Annotated in this window: 18 protein-coding genes and 1 riboswitch; of the genes, 8 read left to right on the top strand and 10 right to left on the bottom strand. The window is 71.1% G+C overall.

The features are described 5' to 3' along the window. Positions 1 to 172 precede the first annotated feature (172 nt). Positions 173 to 862, bottom strand: coding sequence for a hypothetical protein (locus tag ACWGKU_RS14820; protein WP_452179428.1), 690 nt, complete (start codon positions 860 to 862; stop codon positions 173 to 175). A 112-nt stretch (positions 863 to 974) separates the two neighbouring features. After that, positions 975 to 1,181 (bottom strand): hypothetical protein, encoded by a 207-nt coding sequence (locus ACWGKU_RS14815; RefSeq protein WP_452179427.1) that lies wholly within the window; start codon positions 1,179 to 1,181, stop codon positions 975 to 977. A gap of 273 nt (positions 1,182 to 1,454) precedes the next feature. Here ACWGKU_RS14815 and ACWGKU_RS14810 point away from each other — a divergent pair, with 273 nt between their 5' ends. Next, a complete protein-coding gene (locus ACWGKU_RS14810) occupies positions 1,455 to 2,432 on the top strand; it encodes a carbohydrate kinase family protein (protein ID WP_380635129.1) in 978 nt (325 codons plus the stop codon). Positions 2,433 to 2,442: 10 nt separating this feature from the next. On the opposite strand, the gene ACWGKU_RS14805 is transcribed toward ACWGKU_RS14810, so the two are convergent. Beyond that, entirely contained in the window at positions 2,443 to 3,855 is a 1,413-nt protein-coding gene (locus ACWGKU_RS14805; RefSeq protein WP_452179426.1) for an aminotransferase class V-fold PLP-dependent enzyme, read from the bottom strand. A gap of 369 nt (positions 3,856 to 4,224) precedes the next feature. On the opposite strand from ACWGKU_RS14805, the gene ctaC reads away from it, so the two are divergent. From ctaC to ACWGKU_RS14785, 4 genes are all read left to right on the top strand, one after another. Further along, positions 4,225 to 5,079, top strand: coding sequence for an aa3-type cytochrome oxidase subunit II (gene ctaC / locus ACWGKU_RS14800; RefSeq protein ID WP_452179425.1), 855 nt, complete (start codon positions 4,225 to 4,227; stop codon positions 5,077 to 5,079). Further along, positions 5,076 to 6,851, top strand: coding sequence for an aa3-type cytochrome oxidase subunit I (ctaD, locus tag ACWGKU_RS14795; RefSeq protein ID WP_380545989.1), 1,776 nt, complete (start codon positions 5,076 to 5,078; stop codon positions 6,849 to 6,851). The genes ctaC and ctaD overlap by 4 nt, the downstream gene beginning before the upstream one ends. Further along, on the top strand, positions 6,851 to 7,267 hold the full coding sequence (locus tag ACWGKU_RS14790) for a cytochrome c oxidase subunit 4 (protein WP_359897049.1): 417 nt from the start codon (positions 6,851 to 6,853) through the stop codon (positions 7,265 to 7,267). Before ctaD ends, ACWGKU_RS14790 begins: the two co-directional genes overlap by 1 nt. Positions 7,268 to 7,473: 206 nt before the next feature. Then, positions 7,474 to 8,730: a L,D-transpeptidase gene (locus ACWGKU_RS14785; RefSeq protein ID WP_401056290.1), complete on the top strand. Its 1,257-nt coding sequence runs from the start codon at positions 7,474 to 7,476 to the stop codon at positions 8,728 to 8,730. Positions 8,731 to 8,749: 19 nt separating this feature from the next. Here the strand turns inward: ACWGKU_RS14785 and ACWGKU_RS14780 are convergent, their stop codons facing one another. From ACWGKU_RS14780 to ctaE, 5 genes are all read right to left on the bottom strand, one after another. Continuing rightward, complete coding sequence (locus tag ACWGKU_RS14780; RefSeq protein WP_401052947.1) at positions 8,750 to 9,121, bottom strand: GntR family transcriptional regulator; 372 nt, start codon at positions 9,119 to 9,121, stop codon at positions 8,750 to 8,752. Between the two features lie 118 nt (positions 9,122 to 9,239). Next, on the bottom strand, positions 9,240 to 10,901 hold the full coding sequence (gene qcrB, locus ACWGKU_RS14775) for a cytochrome bc1 complex cytochrome b subunit (RefSeq protein WP_359897054.1): 1,662 nt from the start codon (positions 10,899 to 10,901) through the stop codon (positions 9,240 to 9,242). Then, complete coding sequence (gene qcrA / locus ACWGKU_RS14770; RefSeq protein WP_380545985.1) at positions 10,898 to 11,950, bottom strand: cytochrome bc1 complex Rieske iron-sulfur subunit; 1,053 nt, start codon at positions 11,948 to 11,950, stop codon at positions 10,898 to 10,900. The genes qcrB and qcrA overlap by 4 nt, the downstream gene beginning before the upstream one ends. An 8-nt stretch (positions 11,951 to 11,958) precedes the next feature. Next, on the bottom strand, positions 11,959 to 12,768 hold the full coding sequence (gene qcrC, locus ACWGKU_RS14765; protein ID WP_359897057.1) for a cytochrome bc1 complex diheme cytochrome c subunit: 810 nt from the start codon (positions 12,766 to 12,768) through the stop codon (positions 11,959 to 11,961). A gap of 187 nt (positions 12,769 to 12,955) precedes the next feature. Continuing rightward, positions 12,956 to 13,576 (bottom strand): aa3-type cytochrome oxidase subunit III, encoded by a 621-nt coding sequence (ctaE, locus tag ACWGKU_RS14760; RefSeq protein WP_049651835.1) that lies wholly within the window; start codon positions 13,574 to 13,576, stop codon positions 12,956 to 12,958. Positions 13,577 to 13,972: 396 nt separating this feature from the next. On the opposite strand from ctaE, the gene ACWGKU_RS14755 reads away from it, so the two are divergent. The 3 genes from ACWGKU_RS14755 to ACWGKU_RS14745 all read left to right on the top strand — a co-directional run bounded on the left by ACWGKU_RS14755 (position 13,973) and on the right by ACWGKU_RS14745 (position 17,258). Further along, complete coding sequence (locus tag ACWGKU_RS14755) at positions 13,973 to 14,398, top strand: response regulator (RefSeq protein ID WP_359897059.1); 426 nt, start codon at positions 13,973 to 13,975, stop codon at positions 14,396 to 14,398. 119 nt (positions 14,399 to 14,517) lie between these two features. Next, positions 14,518 to 15,594, top strand: coding sequence for an anthranilate phosphoribosyltransferase (gene trpD, locus ACWGKU_RS14750; protein WP_401055594.1), 1,077 nt, complete (start codon positions 14,518 to 14,520; stop codon positions 15,592 to 15,594). A gap of 108 nt (positions 15,595 to 15,702) precedes the next feature. Continuing rightward, a riboswitch (SAM riboswitch) is annotated at positions 15,703 to 15,821 on the top strand. 51 nt (positions 15,822 to 15,872) lie between these two features. Next, positions 15,873 to 17,258 carry an aminotransferase class V-fold PLP-dependent enzyme gene (locus ACWGKU_RS14745; protein ID WP_452179424.1) on the top strand — a complete coding sequence of 462 codons (1,386 nt, stop codon included), beginning with the start codon at positions 15,873 to 15,875 and terminating at the stop codon, positions 17,256 to 17,258. A 3-nt stretch (positions 17,259 to 17,261) separates the two neighbouring features. Here the strand turns inward: ACWGKU_RS14745 and ACWGKU_RS14740 are convergent, their stop codons facing one another. After that, positions 17,262 to 17,543 carry an Lrp/AsnC family transcriptional regulator gene (locus tag ACWGKU_RS14740; protein WP_049651832.1) on the bottom strand — a complete coding sequence of 94 codons (282 nt, stop codon included), beginning with the start codon at positions 17,541 to 17,543 and terminating at the stop codon, positions 17,262 to 17,264. Continuing rightward, a complete protein-coding gene (locus tag ACWGKU_RS14735) occupies positions 17,540 to 18,367 on the bottom strand; it encodes a rhomboid family intramembrane serine protease (protein WP_387689195.1) in 828 nt (275 codons plus the stop codon). The genes ACWGKU_RS14740 and ACWGKU_RS14735 overlap by 4 nt, the downstream gene beginning before the upstream one ends. Positions 18,368 to 18,451: the final 84 nt, after the last annotated feature.

The following is an 18,451-nucleotide window of genomic DNA, read 5'->3' as shown; positions in this document are numbered from 1 at the left end:
TTATTCACCCGCCCACCCCCTATACATACACTTGCATGGTCGCGGGCAGCTACTTTTTTTTATAAGACACTGGTACCGCTCGCCCCGCGGCGGACGGCGCCCCCGGGCACCCCCCGGGGGCCCCCTTCTCGTTTCCCGCCCGCGCGGGGCCGCCCGGCGCCCGCGGGGGCGTCTACCGTCCGGCGACGTCCGGGCCGACCGGGTCCGGCCCCATGTGCGGGTCGCCCTCCAGCGGCAGCTCCTGGCCGCTGGTCCGGTCGACGACGGTCCGCCCGGCCAGCGGCGAGCGCAGGTCGGCCGAGACCGACTGCCGCTTGGCCAGCGCGTTGCACACCTGCCCGGGCTGGACGGTGGGCGGGCCCGGCACGACCAGCACGTCCACCCGGCCCGGCTGGGACTCGTCCGCCTTCAGCGTGTACGTGGTGCAGACCCCGCCGAAGAAGTAGACGGTCAGCTTGGTGGTGCCGTCCACCCGGTAGGCGACCGGCGGACGGACGGGCGCGCCCGAACCGTTCGGGTTCGGCTCGCCCACCGCGATCCCGTTGCCCGGGGGAGTGCCGGGGGCCGGCTGCCCGGGCGCGGGCGAGGCCGGGGTGGGCGTGAAGCCGCCCGGCGGTCGGTCCGGCTGCGCGGTGCCGGAGGAACTCCCGGTCGGCGCCGCCGAGGACGGGCTCGCGGAGTCCGTCGGGGCCTGCGGGGAGGCACTCCCCGAGGCCGACGCGGTGGGCGAGCCGCTCGCCGCGGCGTCCGAGGCGGGCTTGCCGCCCCCGCCGCAGCCGGCCACCGTCATCACCGCCGCCAGCGCCAGACCCGCCAGGGCCACCGCCCGCCGACCGCGCCGGGGCATCGTCTCCGGTTCCATCTGCACATCCTCCCGAGGGTTCAGCGGTGCCGCTTCCTCGCCGCTCCGCGCGGATGTGACGTGCTCCGGTCGGATCCGGTTCCGTACCGGTCGGATCCGTTCCGGCGCGGGCTCAGAAGCCGTACTCGGCCATCCCGGCCACCATCCGCTGCGCCCCGGACGGGACCCGGAAGCCGGTCGGCGCGGGGGTGGCGGGCTGCGGACCCGCCGCGAGCTGCGGCCAGAACCGGCGCAGCCGCCGGGAGGAGTCCACCAGGGAGTCGAGCGTCTCGCCGTCCTCGGTCCGCAGGACGGGCAGGGAGCAGTGGTCGGTCGTCATCGGGCATCGCTCCGATCCAGGGCCGTGGCCACGTTGCCACGGTCGACGGCGGGGCCCGCGCGCCGGGCCCCCACGGCCGACCCTAGGCAGGGGCCCGGCCGCCCACCAGTGCTACCGGGAGGTAGTACACGTTCGAGGACCACGGGTGCCACCATGGCCGTGCGGGCGGCAACTTGCGGCACTCTTGCCTGGGCGCTCCCCGGGGCCGGGTACCGTGGGTGGGTTCATCCCCGCCTGCCCGTTGGCCCCGCAGCCATCCTGAGGAGACCTTCCGTGCGTATCGCCGTTGCCGGCTCGATCGCCACCGACCACCTGATGACGTTCCCCGGCCGGTTCGCCGACCAGCTCGTCGCCGAGCAGCTGCACACCGTGTCGCTGTCCTTCCTGGTCGACACCCTGGACATCCGCCGCGGCGGCGTCGCGCCGAACATCACCTTCGGCATGGGTGTGCTCGGCCTGCGCCCGGTCCTGGTCGGCGCCGCCGGTGCGGACTTCGCCGAGTACCGCAGCTGGCTGGAGCGCAACAACGTGGACTGCGACTCCGTCCACATCTCCGAGACCCGGCACACCGCGCGCTTCATGTGCACCACGGACGAGGACCACAACCAGATCGCCTCGTTCTACACCGGTGCCATGGCCGAGGCCCGCAACATCGAGCTGAAGCCGATCGCCGACCGCGTCGGCGGCCTGGACCTCGTCCTGATCGGCGCCGACGACCCGCAGGGCATGGTCCGCCACACCCAGGAGTGCCGCACCCGCGGCTACGCCTTCGCCGCCGACCCCTCCCAGCAGCTGGCCCGCCTGGAGGGCGACGACATCCGCGAGATCGTGGACGGCGCCGCGTACCTCTTCACCAACGAGTACGAGGCCGCGCTGATCGAGAGCAAGACCGGCTGGGGCGCCGAGGAGCTGCTCACCCGCGTCGGCACCCGGATCACCACCCTGGGCAGCAAGGGCGTCCGGATCGAGCGCAAGGGCGAGGCGCCGATCCTGGTCGGCTGCGCCAAGGAGGAGGCCAAGGTCGACCCGACCGGCGTCGGCGACGCCTTCCGCGCCGGCTTCCTGGCCGGCCTGTCCTGGGACCTCGACCTGGAGCGCTCCGCCCAGCTCGGCTGCATGCTCGCCACCCTGGTGATCGAGACCGTCGGCACCCAGGAGTACGAGCTGCGCCCGGCCGCCTTCCTGAAGCGCTTCGAGGAGGCCTACGGCGCCGAGGCGGTCGCCGAGATCAGCGCGCACCTGGTCAAGTAGTCCGCCCCGCTCAGGAGCGACGCAGCACGAGGTAGGCCGAGCCCCGGTCGCCGCCGTACTCGGCGGCCGGGGCCTCGCCCGCGTACTCCTGCCCGCGCATCCCGCACCAGGCCGGGATGTCCAGCCGGGCCGCCTCGTCGTCCGCCAGCACCGCGACCGTGCCGCCCCGCGGCACCTCGCCGATCCGCTTCGCCAGCTCGATCACCGGCAGCGGGCAGCGCTTGCCCAGCGCGTCGATGACCAGCAGCGACTCCCGGGCCGCCGGTTCGGGTGCGGCCGCCGGCTCGGGCGCCGGCAGGTCCAGCCCGAGCGGCGCCCGGACGCCGGCCACCAGGTCCGGCAGCACCGCGAGGAAGCGCTCCACGTCGGCCTCGGCCGTCCCGTACGGCAGCGAGACCCGCACGTTCCCCTCGGTGAGCACGCCCATCGCCGCCAGCACGTGGCTGGGCGTCAGCGTGGACGAGGTGCAGGAGGAGCCGGAGGAGACCGCGAAGCCCGCCCGGTCCAGCTCGGTCAGCAGCACCTCCCCGTCCACGTACAGGCAGGAGAAGGTGACGATGTGCGGCAGCCGCCGCACCGGGTCGCCGACCACCTCGACCTCGGGCACCAGCTGCGGCACCCGGGTGCGGATCCGCTCCACCAGCGCGTGCAGCCGGGCGTTCTCCCGCTCGGCCTCGGCGCGTACGGCGCGCAGCGAGGCGGCCGCGGCCACGATCGCGGGGACGTTGACGTAGCCGGGCACCCGGCCGCCCTCGCGCTCGTCGGCGGGCAGCGGCGAGGCGTACCGGACGCCCTTGCGCACGGCCAGCACCCCGACCCCGGGCGGGCCGCCCCACTTGTGGGCGCTCGCGGTCAGCAGCGACCAGCCCGCCGGGACGTCCACCCGCCCGGCGCTCTGCGCCGCGTCCACCAGCAGCGGGACGCCGGCCGCGGCGCACAGCTCGGCGACCTCGCCGACCGGCTGCACCGTGCCGACCTCGTGGTTGGCGCTCTGCAGCGCGGCCAACGCGGTGTCCGGGCGCAGCAGCGCGCCGAAGGCCGCCGGGTCGGCCCGGCCGCCGCGGTCCACCGGCGCCACCGAGACCTCGCCCCCGCCCGCCAGGTGGCGTTCCGCGACGTGCAGCACGCTGGAGTGCTCCACCGCGGAGTGCGTGAAGTGGCGGCCGCGCCGCCGGTTCCCGGTCAGCGCGCCCAGCAGGCCGAGTTGGACGGCCTGGGTGCCGCTCGCGGTGAAGGCGATCTCGTCCGCCCGGGTACCCAGCACCGCGGCCACCGTCTCGCGGGCGGCGTCCAGCAGCATCCGGGCCTGTCGGCCGGAGCGGTAGAGCCGGGCCGGATCGGCCCAGCCCTCGTCCAGGGCGGCGGTCAGCGCCTGCCGCGCGACGGGGTGCAGAGGGGCCGTCGAGGCCGCGTCGAAGTACACGGTGACATTTAACGACACACCCGGCCGGTGTCCGGGGCCCCTCGCGCGGCTCACCCGCCGTCAGTCGATCATCCCGAATGTCCGCTTCGTCCGCGTCCGACGGGCCGTCACGGACGTCGTCCGAGGTCATCCCCCGATCGGGCGTACGGACCTCGAATGCCTACGATGACCTGCGACGCAGCCCCCGCCGGGCCTGATCGGGCTAGCGGGCGGCGCGTTACCGGGGGCTGCCCGTCAGGAGCGCATAAGGCTGGAGTAGGGTTTGGCCCGCATAAGCATTCAAACCGTGCCCGTGGACGGGTCGCCGGGGAGGCTCACACTCCTCCCCGGGGCGACGCGAAGGCGGGCGAGACTTCGGGAAGGCGCTACGTGAGTCCCAACGGCTCCGACCGCTCGCCGCGGCGCACGATGCGGCGGAAGCTGCCTCAGGCGCTGGCACTGGGCCTCGTCATCGCGACCGCCACCGGCTGCTCGGCCAACGACCTCCCCAGGCTTGGCCTCCCGAGTCCCGTCACCCAGGAAGGGCCCTTGGTCCTCCAGATGTGGCAGGGCTCCTGGATCGCGGCGCTGGTGGTCGGCGTACTGATGTGGGGTCTGATCATCTGGAGTGTGATCTTCCACCGGCGCAAGCGCACCGGTGTGGAGATCCCTCCGCAGACCCGGTACAACGTGCCCATCGAGGCGCTCTACACCGCGGTCCCCATCATCATCGTCTCGGTCCTCTTCTACTTCGTCGCCCGCGACGAGGCGAAGCTGACCTCCACCTCCGAGAAGCCGCAGCACTACGTCAACGTGGTCGGTTTCCAGTGGAGCTGGGCGTTCAACTACGAGAACACCGAGGCCCCCGACCCGGCCAACCGGGACGCCGCGTACGAGGTCGGTACGCCCAAGGACGCCCCGACGCTCTGGCTGCCGGTCAACGAGTCGGTTCAGTTCCGCCTCACCTCGCGTGACGTCATCCACGACTTCTGGCCCGTCAACTTCTTGATGAAGATGGACGTCGTGCCGGGCGTGGTGAACAAGTTCGAGGTCACGCCGACCGTCAAGGGCGAGTACATGGGCAAGTGCGCCGAGCTCTGCGGCGTCGACCACTCGCGCATGCTGTTCAACGTCAAGGTCGTCGACCGCGCCGACTACGACAAGCACCTGGCCGAGCTTCGCGCCAAGGGCCAGAACGGTGCGGTGCCCTCCGGCCTGATCACCATGGGAAGTGAAGAGAAGTGACAATCCTCAACGAGCCCGCCGCGGCCGGCGGGGGCGCCGAGGCCGTCACGGTCGGGGCGCAGCGGACCCGCAAGCCGGGTTCGACCATCATCAAGTGGTTGACCACCACTGACCACAAGACGATCGGCACGCTGTACCTGGGCACGTCGTTCGCCTTCTTCCTGATCGGTGGCATCCTCGCCCTGGTCATGCGTGCCGAGCTGGCTCGTCCCGGGACCCAGATCCTGTCGAACGAGCAGTTCAACCAGGCGTTCACGATGCACGGCACGATCATGCTGCTGATGTTCGCGACGCCGCTCTTCGCCGGCTTCGCGAACTGGATCATGCCGCTCCAGATCGGCGCCCCGGACGTGGCGTTCCCGCGTCTGAACATGTTCGCGTACTGGCTGTACCTCTTCGGCTCGACCATCGCGGTGGCGGGCTTCCTGACCCCGAACGGCGCCGCCAACTTCGGTTGGTTCGCCTACTCCCCGCTGTCCGACGCGGTGCACTCGCCCGGCATCGGCGGCGACATGTGGATCATGGGTCTGGCCTTCTCCGGCTTCGGCACGATCCTCGGCGCGGTCAACTTCATCACCACGATCATCTGCATGCGCGCTCCGGGCATGACGATGTTCCGGATGTCGATCTTCGTCTGGAACGTCCTGCTGACCTCGGTGCTGGTCCTGCTGGCCTTCCCGGTGCTGGCCGCCGCGCTGTTCGCCCTGGAGGCGGACCGCAAGTTCGGTGCCCACGTCTTCGACCCGGCCAACGGCGGGGCCCTGCTGTGGCAGCACCTCTTCTGGTTCTTCGGCCACCCCGAGGTGTACATCATCGCGCTGCCGTTCTTCGGCATCGTGTCGGAGATCATCCCGGTCTTCAGCCGCAAGCCGATGTTCGGTTACTCCGGTCTGGTCGCGGCCACCATCGCGATCGCCGGTCTGTCCGTGACGGTGTGGGCGCACCACATGTACGTCACCGGGCAGGTGTTGCTGCCGTTCTTCTCGTTCATGACCTTCCTGATCGCGGTCCCGACCGGTGTGAAGTTCTTCAACTGGGTCGGCACCATGTGGAAGGGCTCGCTGAGCTTCGAGACCCCGATGCTCTGGACGGTCGGCTTCCTGGTCACCTTCCTCTTCGGTGGTCTGACCGGTGTTCTGCTGGCCTCCCCGCCGATCGACTTCCACGTCTCGGACTCGTACTTCGTCGTCGCCCACTTCCACTACGTGGTCTTCGGCACCGTCGTGTTCGCGATGTTCGCCGGCTTCCACTTCTGGTGGCCGAAGATGACCGGCAAGATGCTGGACGAGCGCCTCGGCAGGATCACCTTCTGGACGCTGTTCTTCGGCTTCCACACCACCTTCCTGGTGCAGCACTGGCTCGGCGCGGAGGGCATGCCCCGCCGCTACGCCGACTACCTGAGCTCGGACGGCTTCACCACCCTGAACACCGTCTCGACCATCGGCTCCTTCGTGCTCGGCCTGTCGATCCTGCCGTTCCTCTACAACGTCTGGAAGACCGCCAAGTACGGCGAGAAGGTCACCGTGGACGACCCGTGGGGCTTCGGCCGCTCGCTGGAGTGGGCGACGTCCTGCCCGCCGCCGCGGCACAACTTCCTCACCCTCCCGCGGATCCGCTCCGAATCCCCGGCCTTCGACCTCCACCACCCGGAGATCGCCGCGCTGGACTACCTGGAGAACCACGGCGAGCCGGCCAAGCACCTCGCCGGTGTGACCCCGGCGAAGTACGACGCCCCGAAGCTGGGCAAGGGCAACAAGGAGGGTGACGCCTGATGAAGGAACAGGGAAAGATCTTCCTGGGCCTGTCGGTCTTCGTGCTGGCCATGGCCGTGACCTACGGCCTGTGGACCAACCACTCGGACAAGGGCATCGAGGCGGCCGGTACCACCGCGCTGTTCCTGGCCTTCGGCCTGTGCGCCTTCATCGGGTACTACCTCGCCTTCACCGCCCGCCGGGTGGACAGCGGTGCGGGTGACAACCCCGAGGCCGAGGTCGCGGACGACTCCGGCGAGCTGGGCTTCTTCGCCCCGCACAGCTGGCAGCCGCTCTCGCTGGCGCTCGGTGGCGCGCTCGCCTTCCTGGGCGTGATCTTCGGCTGGTGGCTGATGTTCTGGGCCGCCCCGATCATCATGATCGGCATCTTCGGATGGGTCTTCGAGTTCTACCGGGGCGAGAACCAGAACCAGTAGGTTCCCGCCTCCGGCACCAGGGCCGGTCCTCCCGCACGGGGGGACCGGCCCTGCTGCGTCCCCCGGCGTTGCCGCGTTCCCCGGTCCTGCTGCGTCCCCGGGATGACGGCCTCACTCCGGTGGGTGAACGGGAAGTCCCTCGAATGTCGCTTCACCGGGGGGCGTTCCTACGATCTGATCAATCGTGCGAACCCTCGGAGGCGGTCATGGCCGACAGGCGTGGAATCGCAGCTCTAGGCGGCATCTCGCTGGCCCTCGCAGTGCTGGCCCCGCTGGCCGCCTGCACGGCCGGGGGCGACGAGCCCGCCGGGCCGCACCGGATCGACGCGGCCCCGCTGGTCCACCTCTCGGCGGACGGCAAGGCCGATCCCGCCCAGCCGGTCACCGTGAGCGCCGTCCAGGGCAGCACGCTCACCGACGTCACCGTGGTCGGCCCGGACGGCCGGGTGGTCGCCGGGAAGCTCGCGGAGGACCAGCGCAGCTGGCAGACCACCGGCCGGCTGAAGGCCTCGACCGCGTACACGGTGCGGATCTCCGCCGACGACGGCAGGGGCGGCCGCGGCGACACCACCGCGAGCTTCAGCACCGTCGCCGCCCAGCGCGTGCTGACCGCCAAGCTCGGCCCGGACTCCTCCGGCACCGGCGTCTACGGGGTGGGCCAGCCGCTCACCGTGCAGCTCTCCGAGGCGGTGACGGACCCGCAGGCCCGCCAGGAGGTCGAGCGGGCCCTGACGGTCGGCTCCCAGCCCGTCGTCACCGGGGCCTGGTACTGGGTGGACGACAAGAACCTGCACTTCCGCCCGGAGGCCTACTGGCCGGCCGGCACGGCCGTCTCGCTGGCCTTCGACGGCACCGGCACCCGGATCGCGGACGGCCTCTACGGCGGTGACCGCAGCTCGCTGAAGCTGCGGATCGGCGAGCGGGTGGAGTCGGTGATCGACGCGGCCGCCCACGAGCTCACCCTGAAGCGCGACGGCGAGGTGCTGAAGACCATCCCGGTCACCACCGGCAAGCCCGGCTTCGACACCCGCAACGGCGTCAAGGTGGTGCTCGGCCAGGAGCGGTCGGTCCGGATGAACGGCGAGACCATCGGCATAGCCGCTGGCAGCACGGAGTCGTACGACCTCGACGTGAAGTGGGCCACCCGGGTGACCTGGAGCGGCGAGTACGTCCACGCGGCGCCCTGGTCGGTCGGCTCGCAGGGCATCGAGAACGTCAGCCACGGCTGCACCGGCATGAGCACCGGCAACGCCGAGTGGTTCTACCAGCACACCCGGGTCGGGGACCTGGTGACGGTGGTGAACAGCCGGGGCGGCGCGATGGAGTCCTTCGGCAACGGCTTCGGGGACTGGAACGTCGACTGGAAGGAGTGGGTCAAGCACAGCGCCTCAGGACAGCCCGTCAGCACCACCGCACCGCCCTCCCAGGCCCCCGCCGCGGGGATGATCCGCCCCGACCTCTGACGGGCCCCTCCCGGGCCCGTCAGCCCTCCGGGAAGGCCAGCCGCAGAGCGGTGTCCACGGCGGCCAGGGCGTCCGAGCGGGAGACGCCCAGGCGGCTCGCCCGGGCGGCGAACTCGGCGGCGGCCTCGGCGGTCAGCCGGTGGGCGGCGTCCCCGGTGGCGGCGATCAGCGTGCCGCGCCGGCCGTGGGTCTCCACCACGCCGTCCGCCTCCAGCTCGCGGTAGGCCCGGGCGACGGTGCCGGCGGCCAGCCCCAGCTCCTCGGCCAGGGCCCGGACGGTGGGCAGCCGCAGCCCGGTCGGCAGCTCGCCGGAGCGGGCCCGGTCGGCGATCTGGGTGCGGATCTGCTCGTACGGGGGAGTGGCCGAGGCGGGGTCGACGGACAGCTGCACAGGGGCTCCTGGTGGCGCGGCGGGCGGGTACGGGAAAGCCGCCGGACACGCCCGAGGGCCGCCGACCAGAAGAACTCTGGTCAGCGGCCCTCGGGGTGGCGCGGTGGCGCTTACGGGATCAGTGGTGGCCGTGGCCGCTGGTGATCTCGTGGTGCTCCTCGGCGGTCGGCTTGGGGATCTGGCTGCCCTCGCCGTAGAAGCCGCGGGAGAGCTTGGCCCGGGTGCGGGTGAGGACGCCGGCCTTGCGGGCCACGCCGTTCTCGTCCGTCTGGGCCGGCAGCTCGACCGGCTGGTTCTGGTCGTGCGCGGTGAGCTTGAACAGGTCCTTCTGCGGCAGCTGGGCGTGCACCTCGATGAACTCGCCGTGCGGCAGGCGCTTGATGACGCCCGTCTCGCGGCCGTGCAGCACCTTCTCCTTGTCACGGCGCTGGAGGCCGAGGCACCAGCGCTTGGTGATGATGAAGACGACGACCGGGACGACGAAGAAGCCGACGCGGACGAAGTAGGTGATCGAGTTGATCGACAGGTGCAGGTGGGTGGCGAACAGGTCGTTGCCACCACCCATCAGCAGCACCAGGTAGAGGCTGATCCAGGCGGCACCCAGGGCGGTGCGGACCGGAGCGTTGCGCGGGCGGTCCAGGATGTGGTGCTCGCGCTTGTCGCCGGTGATCCAGCTCTCGATGAACGGGTAGACCGCGATCGAGACCAGGACCAGCGGGAAGATCGCCAGCGGGATCATGACACCCAGGTTGAGGGTGTGACCGCCCCAGACGCTGATCTCCCAGCCCGGCATGACACGGATCAGACCCTCGGAGAAGCCCATGTACCAGTCGGGCTGGGCGTCCGTGGAGACCTGGTCCGGACGGTACGGGCCGTACGCCCAGATCGGGTTGATCGTGGCGATCGCCGAGACGACGGCGATGAGGCCGAACACCAGGAAGAAGAAGCCACCGGCCTTGGCCATGTAGACCGGCATCAGCGGCATGCCGACGACGTTCTTCTCGGTCTTGCCCGGGCCCGCCCACTGGGTGTGCTTGTGGTAGAAGACCAGGATCAGGTGCGCCACCAGCAGGCCGAGCATGATGCCCGGGATCAGCAGCACGTGGATGGTGAAGAAGCGCGGCACGATGTCGTGGCCGGGGAACTCGCCCCCGAACAGGAACATCTGGACGTAGGTGCCGATCAGCGGGACGGCGAGGATCGCGCCTTCCATGAAGCGGATACCGGTGCCCGACAGCAGGTCGTCCGGCAGGGAGTAGCCGAAGAAGCCGTCGAACATGCCCAGGACCAGCAGCAGGAAGCCGAAGACCCAGTTGATCTCACGCGGCTTGCGGAACGCGCCGGTGAAGAACACGCGCATCATGTGCACGAGCATCGCGGCCACGAAGACCAGGGCGGCCCAGTGGTGGATCTGACGGATCAGCAGACCGCCGCGGACCTCGAAGCTGATGTCCACCGTGGAGGCGTAGGCCTCCGACATCGGGATGCCCTTGAGCGGCACGTACGAGCCGTCGTAGACGACCTCGGCCATCGAGGGCTTGAAGAACAGCGTCAGGTAGACGCCGGTCAGGATGATGATGACGAACGTGTAGAGGCAGATCTCGCCCAGCATGAAGGACCAGTGGTCCGGGAAGATCTTCCGCAGGTTGGCCTTGGCGAGGGAGTAGATCCCCAGCCGGCCGTCCGTCCAGTCAGCCGCGGCTTCCCACTTGTTGGCGGGCTTTTCACGCGTGCTGGAGGGCTTGGCGGCACCGGTCGTGGTGCTGCTCGCGCTACTCATCGAGCACGCTCCCAGTAGCTCGGGCCGACGGGCTCCGCGAAGTCGCCGGTGGCGACCAGGTTGCCCTTCTCGTCAGTGATGATCTTCAGCTGCGGCAGCGGGTGACCGGCCGGGCCGAAGATGACGCGGGCGCCGTCCGCCAGGTCGAAGGTCGACTGGTGGCAGGGGCAGAGCGCGTGGTGGGTCTGCTGCTCGTACAGGCTGATCGGGCAGCCGACGTGGGTGCAGATCTTGGAGTAGGCGAGGATGCCCTCGAAGCCGAGCTCCTTGGACTTCTCGTCCTTGATGTCCTCGGGCGCGATGCGGACCAGCATCAGGGCGTCCTTGGCGATCCGCTGCTGGAAGTCCTCGCTGTGCGTGGACAGGCCCTCCGGCATGGCGAAGGTGAGCGAGCCGATGACGATGTCCTCGGGCTTCATCGGCTGCAGCGTGTTCATGTTGATCAGCGGCAGCGGCTTGGCCTCGGTCGCCTCCTTCCAACCGGTCTCCTTGAGCTTCTTCTCGGGAAGCGGGCCAAGGTCACGGAGCAGGACCACGCCGGAGAGCGGGACCAGCGCCATGGAGCCGATCAGGGTGTTGCGGATCATCTTGCGGCGGCCGAAGCCGGACTCGGCGGCGCCGGTCTTGAACTGCTCGATGACGTCCGCGCGGACCTCGTCGGACGCCTCGATCGGGTGACGCTCGGCCGGCAGCTCGACGTCCGACATCAGGGTGCGGGCCCAGTGGACCGCGCCCGCGCCGATCATGAACAGCGCGATACCCAGGGTCAGGCCGAGCGCGAAGTTCAGCGCGCTGACGTGACCGAGCGGGAAGATGTAGACGATCTTGTCCGGGTCGATGGCCACGTACGAGGCGATGAAGCCCACGGTGGCGAGCATCGAGATCACGAACATCAGCGAGACCTGGCGCTCGGCGCGCTGGGCGGCCCGCTCGTCGATGTCGGTGCGCCGGGGCTCGTGGGCCGGCAGGCCCGGGTCGGCGAACGGGCTGCCGTGGTCGGCCACCTCGCCGGCGGAGCCGTGCGGCTCCGGGAGCTTCTCTTCTGACATGTCGTGGCTCATGACTTCTTGGCCTTGGTGGTGTGGGCGGCGACCCAGATCGCGACCGCGATGAGCGTGCCGAGGCCGAAGATCCAGCCGAACAGACCCTCGGTCACCGGACCGAGGCTGCCCAGGGTGAGACCGCCGGGGTTGGGCTCATCGTTGGTGGTGTGGCGGACGAAGGCCACGATCTGCTTCTTCTGCTCCTCGGGCATGGTGGTGTCCGGGAACGACGGCATGTTCTGCGGGCCGGTCTGCATGGCCTCGTAGATGTGCTTGGCGTCCACGCCCTCGAGCGACGGGGCGTACTTGCCCTTGGTCAGGGCACCACCCTGGCCGGCGAAGTTGTGGCACTGGGCGCAGTTGGTGCGGAACAGCTCGCCACCCTTGGAGATGTCCTCGGGGTTGGTCGAGGTGAACTGCTCCTCCGTCGGGGTCACCGGGCCGGGACCGAGGGAGGCGACGTAGGCGGCGAGCTGGTCGATCTCGGCCTGCGAGTAGATGTTCTTCTTGCGCGGGACCTGGGCGCCGGGCTGCTGGGCGGGCATGCGGCCGGTGCCGACCTGGAAGTCGACGGCGGCGGAGCCGACGCCGACCAGGCTCGGACCGTCACTGCTGCCCTGGCCGTTCATGCCGTGGCAGGAGGAGCAGCCGACGGCGAAGAGCTTCTTGCCCTCATCGATCGCGAGCGACTGCGCGGCGACGTCGGCCTGCGCCTTGTCGGCGGGCGCGAACGCGGCGTACAGCCCCCCGGTTGCCGCCAGGGCGAGAAGTAGGACGACCAGCGCCGCCAATGGGTGGCGCCGTCGTGCGGAGAGCTTTTTCACGGAATAACCCCGGTGTCAGGATCTGGTCGACTGGTGGGTGCACCCGGCGGCCGGTCTGGCCGGCACGAGGCTGCCTGTCTAGGGCTGCGCGCGCGGTCGGTCGGTGGGAGCGTCGGCACCGGCAGAAGCGGCCCGTCGCCGGTGAGGGCGGGGGCCGCAGCCGGTGGCCAGCGACCTGATCAGCTGGTTACTTGATCAGGTAGATGGTCGCGAACAGGCCGATCCACACGACGTCGACGAAGTGCCAGTAGTACGACACGACGATCGCCGCGGTGGCCTGCTCGTGCGTGAAGCGCTTGGCTGCGTACGTCCGTCCCAGGACCAGCAGGAAGGCGATCAGACCACCCGTCACGTGCAGCCCGTGGAAGCCGGTGGTCAGGTAGAACACCGTGCCGTACGGGTCGGAGGACAGCGACAGGCCGTCCTTCTTGACCAGCTCGGTGTACTCGAAGACCTGGCCGCCGATGAAGACCGCGCCCATGGCGAACGTGAGGATGAACCACGCCCGGAGCTTCTTCACGTCACCGCGCTCGGCAGCGAACACGCCGAGCTGGCAGGTGAGCGAGGAGAGCACCAGGATCGTGGTGTTGACCGAGGAGAAGGGCACGTTGAGGGCGTGGGCCTTCTCGGTCCAGAACTCCGGCCCCTTGACGGAGCGGAGCGTGAAGTACATCGCGAAGAGGGCCGCGAAGAACATCAACTCGGAACTGAGCCAGACGATCGTTCCGACGCTGACCATGTTCGGCCGGTTGACCGATCCGTGCGCGTGCCCGGTTTCTACTGCTGTTGCTGTCGCCACGACGGACATTATGTCGGTCCCTTATTCCGTCTTCACGTCGGGGGGTGTCCCTCGGAGTGTCCGGTGCGTGCGGTATGCCCCCTTGGGGGGTGCCGGGGTGCCCGGACGGGGGTTGAGCAGCGGCGTGTCCCTTTTCTGATGGTTCCTCGGAGGGGCCTGCGACCCCGTTGCCCGGCGCGTCGCTGCACGGTCGGACCAGCCGTGGGAGGTAAGGGGACGGGCCCGGGGTCGGCCGTACGGGTGGACTGGACGGGATCGGGTGACGGGCCGTCCTCCGGGCGGGTGAGCCCGGGGCGCGGCGGCTCGGGACGGATCGTGCGCGAGGGGGACTCGGCGGAGGGTGATCGGGAGTAGCATCCGGATCAGGCGAACGTGGTCCGGATCACACTTGAGGGAGCAGGGCCCATGGCGTACACGACCGATGAGACGCTCACCGTCCTCGTCTACAGCGACGACCGCAACACCCGCGAGCAGGTGCTGACGGCGCTCGGCCGTCGGCCCGCCGAGGATCTTCCGGAACTGTCCTACCTGGAGTGCGCGACCACCCCCGCGGTGCTCAAGGCACTGGAGAAGGGGGGCGTGGACCTCTGCGTGCTGGACGGCGAGGCCGTTCCGGCCGGGGGGCTGGGGCTCGGGCGCCAGCTCAAGGACGAGATCTACGGCTGCCCGCCGGTGCTGGTGCTGATCGGCCGGCCGCAGGACTCCTGGCTCGCCGCCTGGAGCCGGGCGGACGCCGCCATCTCCCGCCCGGTGGAGCCGGTGGCGCTGGCCGGGGCGGTCGCCACCCTGCTGCGGGCGCGGCTGGCGAAGCGGACTCCGGTCGTCCGCTGAATTCCCCCCCGGCAACTGGAAAAGAGAGGGGTAGAAGCGGCCGCTTCGCTCGATAGGCTGGCTCCATCCGCACGGACGTCCCCCCGGAGCGGGGAACCGACAAACAGCTGGAGTCAGCCATGGTGAACGTGAACCCTGCGAACGGCGGTAGCGACCCCGCGCAGGTGATCCGCACCTGGCCGGACCTCCTGGCCGCGCTGTTGCAGGGGGAGGACCTCGACCGCGCGTCCACCGCGTGGGCGATGGACCGGATCATGAGCGGCGAGGCGTCCCCCGTGCAGGTGGCCGGGTTCATGATCGCGCTGCGGGCCAAGGGCGAGTCGGTCGAGGAGATCGCCGGCCTGGTCGACGCGATGTACGAGCACGCCGAGCCGCTGGAGATCCCCGGACCGGCGGTGGACATCGTCGGCACCGGCGGGGACCGGGCGAAGACCGTCAACATCTCCACCATGTCGGCGATCGTCGCGGCGGCCGCCGGCGCCAAGGTGGTCAAGCACGGCAACCGGTCGGCCTCCTCCAGCAGCGGCTCCTCGGACGTGCTGGAGAAGCTCGGGGTGGCGCTGGACCTCTCCTCGCAGCGGGTCGCCGAGGTGGCCGAGGAGGTCGGTCTCACCTTCTGCTTCGCGGCCAAGTTCCACCCCTCGATGCGGCACGCCGCCACCGCGCGGCGCGACCTCGGGGTGCCGACCTCCTTCAACATCCTCGGCCCGCTCACCAACCCGGCCAGGGTCACCGCGCACGCCATCGGCTGCTTCGACACCCGGCTGGCCGGGCTGATCGCCGGGGTGCTGGCCGAACGGGGCGCGACGGCGCTGGTCTTCCGCGGTGACGACGGGCTGGACGAGCTGACCATCACCACCACCTCGCAGGTCTGGCTGGTGCGCGACGGGGTGGTCACCGAGACCACCTTCGACCCGCGGGACGTCGGTATCGAGCTGGTCGGCATCGAGGCGCTGCGCGGGGCGGACGCCTCGTACAACGCCGAGGTCGCGCGGCGGCTGCTGGCGGGGGAGCACGGGCCGGTGCGGGACGCCGTCCTGCTGAACACGGCGGCGGCACTGGTCGCGCTGGACCTCGGCGAGGCGCCGCTCGCCGAGCAGCTTGCGGCCGGCATGGAGCGGGCCGCGGAGGCGATCGACTCCGGTGCCGCGCAGGACCTGCTGCGGCGCTGGTCGGAGGCCACCAGCCGGATCTGAGGCGGTAGTTGGGGAGCCCGTGCCGGAACGCCGGCACGGGCTCCCGCGCTGTCCGGATGCTGGATGCCCGTTTGACCACCCGATGGACGCGGCCTAGAGTCTTGGCCAGGTCATGAGTGACAGTGCGAAGCCCCAGCTGGCTGTCCGGCAACCCTCCGTCCGTGGCGGGGTGCCCTGGGTGAGGACCGGGTCGTCACGGCAAGCCGTCCGTGCGACAAGCGCGGACGCCCGACGACTAGCACTCCCGGGGTCCCTCACCCCTGAAGGAGTGCATCCTCATGTCCCCTCTCGCCACCACCGAGACCTGCGCCCCGCTCGCCGTCCTCGGCGCCGACGTCCAGGTCCCGCTCGCCAACGGTGAGAAGGTCGGCTACGCGGCGCTGGACTACGCGGCCAGCTCCCCGGCGCTTCAGCGGGTGTGGGACGACGTCGCCGCCTACGCGCCGTACTACGGCAGCGTCCACCGCGGGGCCGGGTACCTCTCCCAGCTGTCCACCGACCTGTTCGAGCAGAGCCGGCGCACCGTCGGCGAGTTCCTCGACCTGCGCGAGGGCGACCAGGTGGTCTTCACCCGGGCCACCACCGACTCGCTCAACCTGCTGGCCGCGGCCGTTCCGGCCGGCACCCGGGTGTTCGCCTTCGAGACCGAGCACCACGCCTCGCTGCTGCCCTGGGCGCACGCCGGACTGGGCGTCACCTACCTGCGGGCGCCTCGCTCCCGGGCCGAGGCGGTGGCCGCGCTGGACGCCGCCCTCGCCGGGGCGCCCGAGGGCCCCAAGCTGCTCTGCGTCACCGGCGCCTCCAACGTGACCGGCGAGCTGTGGCCGGTCGCCGAGCTGACCCGGACCGCGCACCGGCACGGCGCCCGGGTGGTGCTGGACGCCGCCCAGCTGGCGCCGCACCAGCGGGTCTCGGTCCGTGAGCTGGACGTCGACTGGATCGCCTTCTCCGGCCACAAGATCTACGCGCCGTTCGGCGCCGGGGTGCTGGCCGGCCGGGCGGACTGGCTGGACGCGGCCGAGCCGTACCTGGCCGGCGGCGGGGCGACCCGGACGGTGGCCCGGGAGAGCGACGGCTCGGTGGCCGTGCAGTGGCACACCGGCCCGGCCCGGCACGAGGCCGGCTCGCCGAACGTCATCGGCGCCTACGCGATCGCCTCGGCCTGCCGGGCCCTGACCGAGGCCGGCTTCGACGCGCTGGAGGCCCGCGAGCAGCAGCTGATCGCCCGGCTGACGGCCGGGCTGGCGCAGATCCCGCAGGTCAAGGTGCTGAACCTGTTCGGCTCCGACTCCGCCCGGGTCGGCGTGCTGTCCTTCGTCGTCCGGGGCTGGAACAGCTCGCACTTCTCGGCCGCGCTGTCCGCCGAGTACGGCATCGGGGTGCGCGACGGCCTGTTCTGTGCCCACCCGCTGGTGCGCACGCTGCTCGGGGACGAGGACGTCGCCCCGTCCGAGTGCGGCGCGCCGGAGCCCTCGCTGCCGGGCGAGCGCAGCCTGAACGCGATCCGGGTGAGCTTCGGCGCCGGGACGCCGGACGAGCACGTCGACCGCTTCCTGACCGCCGTCCGGGAGCTGGTCACGGACGGGGCGGCCTGGAACTACCGTAACGAGGGCGGTCGCTGCGTCGCGACCGTGCAGATCGACCGGGGCCGGCGCGAGGGCTGAGCGCTACTCGTCCAGGCCCAGGGCGAAGGCGGCTTCCAGGTCGTGCTGGGAGTAGGTGCGGAAGGCGATCTGGGTCTCGGTGTGGGCCACGCCCGGGACCTTGTTGAGCCGGCCCGGGATGACCTCGGCCAGGTCGTCGTGCCGGCGCACCCGCACCATCGCCACCAGGTTGTAGCCCCCGGTCACCGAGTAGACCTCGCTGACGCCGTCGATGGCGGCGATGGATTCGGCGATCTCCGGGATGCGGTCGACACTGGTCTTGATCAGGACGATGGCGGTGATCACAGTTCGGGCTCCTTTGTGGGGTGCCGCCAGCGTATCGGGCGTCGGCCGGGTCGTCGCGGGGGGTGGCGAACCACGGTGCAGGCGTAGAGGAACCCGGCCGAGAAGCCGATCACGTGGACCAGGTACGCCACCCCGGGCCCGGCCGAGTGCACCGACCACCACTGCAGGGCGAACCAGAGGCCGAGCACCAGCCAGGCGGGGAACCGCAGCGGCAGGAAGAGCAGCAGCGGGACGAGGGTGGTGACCCGGGCCCGGGGGTGGAGGCGCAGATAGGCGCCGAGCGCGGCGGCGATCGCCCCGGAGGCCCCGATGAGCACCCGGGTGGAGTTCGGCGAGTGCGCCTCGGCGAGCGCGAAGCCGTACGTGGTCAGGCTGCCGGCGGCCAGGTAGAAGACGGCGTACCGGGCCCGGCCCAGCCGCCGTTCGACGGTGGGGCCGAAGACCTGGAGGAAGAGCAGGTTCCCCAGCAGGTGCAGCCAGCCGGCGTGCAGGAAGAGGCCGGTGAGGACGGACAGGGCCGGGTGCTTGCCCGGGGTCGGGGCGGCCGGGCAGCCGGGGACCGGGTCGGGGGCCTCGGCCAGCTGCGCGGCGGTCAGCGGCCGCCCGGCCAGCACCTCGGCCGGGACGGCGCCCCAGCGCTGCTCGTACCGCTGCTCCGCACAGACCCGGGCCCGGCCGGTGCCGTACAGCGGGTTGAGCCCGGCGGCCGGGCCGAGCAGGAAGACCAGGGTGTTGAGTGCGATCAGGGCGTAGCTGACCGCCGGGACGGTCGCGGCCGGGCGGCCGCCCCGGGCGGCGGTGTCGTCGGGGACCGCGAGCGCCATGCGGCCAAGCATCCCTCCGGGCGCCGCAGGTGACACGGCGGTTTACGGCAGGTGGACCAGTCCGGGTGTTCGGGCAACCGGTGG

The sequence above is a fragment of the Kitasatospora sp. NPDC054768 genome, assembly GCF_053612025.1.
Note: the sequence above shows the minus strand (reverse complement) of the source record. Positions and strands in the feature narration are given on the sequence as shown.

Excerpts from the sequence above, each read along its gene's own strand:
- ACWGKU_RS14815 (WP_452179427.1), bottom strand. The coding sequence starts at position 1,181 with ATGACGACCGACCACTGCTCCCTGCCCGTCCTGCGGACCGAGGACGGC.
- ACWGKU_RS14790 (WP_359897049.1), top strand. The coding sequence starts at position 6,851 with ATGAAGGAACAGGGAAAGATCTTCCTGGGCCTGTCGGTCTTCGTGCTG.
- qcrA (WP_380545985.1), bottom strand. The coding sequence starts at position 11,950 with ATGTCAGAAGAGAAGCTCCCGGAGCCGCACGGCTCCGCCGGCGAGGTG.
- ACWGKU_RS14735 (WP_387689195.1), bottom strand. The coding sequence starts at position 18,367 with ATGGCGCTCGCGGTCCCCGACGACACCGCCGCCCGGGGCGGCCGCCCG.
- ACWGKU_RS14820 (WP_452179428.1), bottom strand. The coding sequence starts at position 862 with ATGGAACCGGAGACGATGCCCCGGCGCGGTCGGCGGGCGGTGGCCCTG.
- ACWGKU_RS14755 (WP_359897059.1), top strand. The coding sequence starts at position 13,973 with ATGGCGTACACGACCGATGAGACGCTCACCGTCCTCGTCTACAGCGAC.
- trpD (WP_401055594.1), top strand. The coding sequence starts at position 14,518 with ATGGTGAACGTGAACCCTGCGAACGGCGGTAGCGACCCCGCGCAGGTG.
- ACWGKU_RS14745 (WP_452179424.1), top strand. The coding sequence starts at position 15,873 with ATGTCCCCTCTCGCCACCACCGAGACCTGCGCCCCGCTCGCCGTCCTC.
- qcrB (WP_359897054.1), bottom strand. The coding sequence starts at position 10,901 with ATGAGTAGCGCGAGCAGCACCACGACCGGTGCCGCCAAGCCCTCCAGC.
- ctaE (WP_049651835.1), bottom strand. The coding sequence starts at position 13,576 with ATGTCCGTCGTGGCGACAGCAACAGCAGTAGAAACCGGGCACGCGCAC.
- ACWGKU_RS14785 (WP_401056290.1), top strand. The coding sequence starts at position 7,474 with ATGGCCGACAGGCGTGGAATCGCAGCTCTAGGCGGCATCTCGCTGGCC.